Consider the following 2401-nt stretch of genomic DNA (forward strand, 5'->3'; position numbering starts at 1 on the left):
CGCGGCACCGCCACAGACTAAGTCTGTGCCAGCCGGCAACTGCTTACAACCGGCAACTGCACGGCCGCCGCGGCACCGCCACCGACAAAGTCTGGGCCAGCCGGCAACTGCTGCTCACCGGCTACGAGCACCTCACCGTGAAGCAAAAGGCCCGGTTCAACGCCGCCCTCGCCGCCGAGGATCCGACCAACGAGATCGCCGCCGCGCATGCCGTCAAGGAACGCCTGCGCCTGCTGCTGGCCGAACACCAGCCGCACCAGATCCGGCGCAGGCTGTACGACTTCTACGACGCCGCCGCCCGCGCCGACATGGAGGAAACCAGCCGCCTGGCGACCACGATCGACACCTGGTGGCCAGCGGTGCTCGTCGCGCTCACCGAGGACGTGACCAACGCCCGCACCGAGGGCTTCAACCGGATCATCAAGCAAACCAAGCGTGTCGGATGCGGCTTCACCAACATGGACAACTACCGAAGGCGCATCATGGTCCACATCGCCCTCACCCGAGGGCAGAGACCAGCAGCATGAAATCAGCACACGCCCCGCTCAAATGCGGAGAGCCATTTATCTCTGCAGTAAACGCCCGGCCCGTCTTCGGCGCCTCGTGCCACACATGCCTTCCCGCTCGGGTTGCGGCGGGCCATAATTCGCCTTTCACGTGCCCGGCTTGCCGTCTTCGGAGCTGGGCCTTGACACCCCTGCACCGGGTACCCACGCATCAGTACCGCACCTGCCGCTGGGCAGTCGATGCATCACCTGTCCGAACGGAATCGACCGCCCCCACGCTGATCACTGCTCCCACACCGCCGAAGCACTTCAACCGATCCGTCACTGCAGCATCATCGAGAAGCCGTCCTCGACACCGGCAGGTCCCGGGCCCGCTGGCTGTGATGTCTTCGCGCTGGCGGCGTCGGCGGGGAGAGGATTTCGCAGTGAGCAGCACCGCTCTCTCCGGGATCGAGGCGACCACCGAATCCGGCCCGCGGTGCTGCACGAAACCTTCGGGGCTCCATCGAGCCAGTGGCAATCGGCCCGTGGTTGCCTCACCATGGAGCGATGACTGCTAAGCGTTGCCGATCCACCCCCGATCCTGCCGAACCCCTTTCCGATGCCGAGCTGCTCATCGGCCTGGTGGTCTCACCATCCCTGAGTGCGATGCTCGGCCCCGAGGTCACCACCTCGGTGCGCAAGATTTTGGTGCAGCGGTATCCGGGAGTGCGCTGGCAACTGAAGATGGCCGAAGACCGGCTGGTCGATCCACCCACCGAGACCTTGGACCTGCTGGAGGCGGCCCGAAACCGCGTGCTGGAGGAGAACTGGGATTTGGCCGTGGTGCTCACCGAGATCCCCCTGAAGACCGGCCGACGTCCGGTGCTCACCCAGCTCAGCCCCGTGCACGGGGTAGGACTGGTCTCCGTCCCAACCCTGGGAGCCGTGCACGTGCGGCAGAAGGTGCAAGAGACCACCGTGCACGTGGTCGGGCAGCTCCTGGGCTACGACGCCGAAGACCTCAACGCCCAGCGGGATCTTGCTCGAAGAGCCCACCAGCTGTCCACCGATCTCGACGAACGCCCGGACGACAACGTCGTGCAGTTCACGGCCCGAGTGCTGAGCGGCAACGTGCGGTTGCTGCTGGGCATGATCCGCGCCAACCAGCCTTGGGCCTTCGTGGCCCGGCTCTCCCGGGCGATGGTCGTGGCAGCGGCCACCGGCATGCTGACATTGGTGGCCTCGGACCTATGGGTACTGGCCATGGCCTACGGGCCGGTGCGCCTGGTCCTGCTGGCGGTGATGGCGATCGGGGCGGTGAGTGCCACCCTGATCCTGGGAGCAGACTTGTGGGAGCGCCCACGGCGGCGAGCCCAACGTGAGCATGTGATCCTGTTCAATTTGGCCACCACCGCGACCGTGGCCATCGGGGTTGTGGTGTTCTACCTCGGCTTATTCATCCTGTCCTGGGTCGGCGCGCTGCTGCTCATCGACGAGCCGGTACTGGCCGGTGTCGCCGGTCACCCAGTGAACGCTTTGGACTACGCGAAGATCAGCTGGCTCACCGCCAGCCTGGCCACCGTGGGCGGAGCACTAGGAGCTGGACTGGAGGACGACGATGTGGTGCGCGCCGCTGCCTACACCCGGTCCAGCACCTGACACAGCCCCAGCACAGAAGAAACTGAAACATCTACGCGTTGATGCCACGTCTATGCAGGTGTCATTGCCGGTCGCGATGACTTGGTGGGCTCAGCGCAGTGCGCTGCCTCGTACTCGGCGGGTGGGGCGTTGCCGAGGCGGGTGTGCGGGCGGGCGCTGTTGTACCTGTCGATCCGGGATCCGCACCGCCCTGCCGGACGCGCGGATCGCAGTCGACAAGTGGCATCTCGTCGCCCACGCCAACCTCATGGTCA

General features: G+C 65.9%; 2 protein-coding genes. Both read left to right on the forward strand.

Features of this window, described 5'->3' with window-relative positions; all coding sequences use genetic code 11:
- The coding region (locus AC0B9F_RS37895; RefSeq protein ID WP_472010341.1) for an ISL3 family transposase at positions 1-527 on the forward strand (527 nt) is incomplete at its 5' end.
- 528 nt (positions 528-1055) lie between these two features.
- On the forward strand, positions 1056-2147 hold the full coding sequence (locus tag AC0B9F_RS37900; RefSeq protein WP_472010343.1) for a hypothetical protein: 1092 nt from the start codon (positions 1056-1058) through the stop codon (positions 2145-2147).
- Positions 2148-2401 lie beyond the last annotated feature (254 nt).

This window comes from Streptomyces sp. NPDC097129, assembly GCF_055668065.1.

Bases quoted from the DNA above. Each gene is read 5' to 3' on its own strand.
- AC0B9F_RS37900 (WP_472010343.1), top strand. From the start codon at position 1,056: ATGACTGCTAAGCGTTGCCGATCCACCCCCGATCCTGCCGAACCCCTT.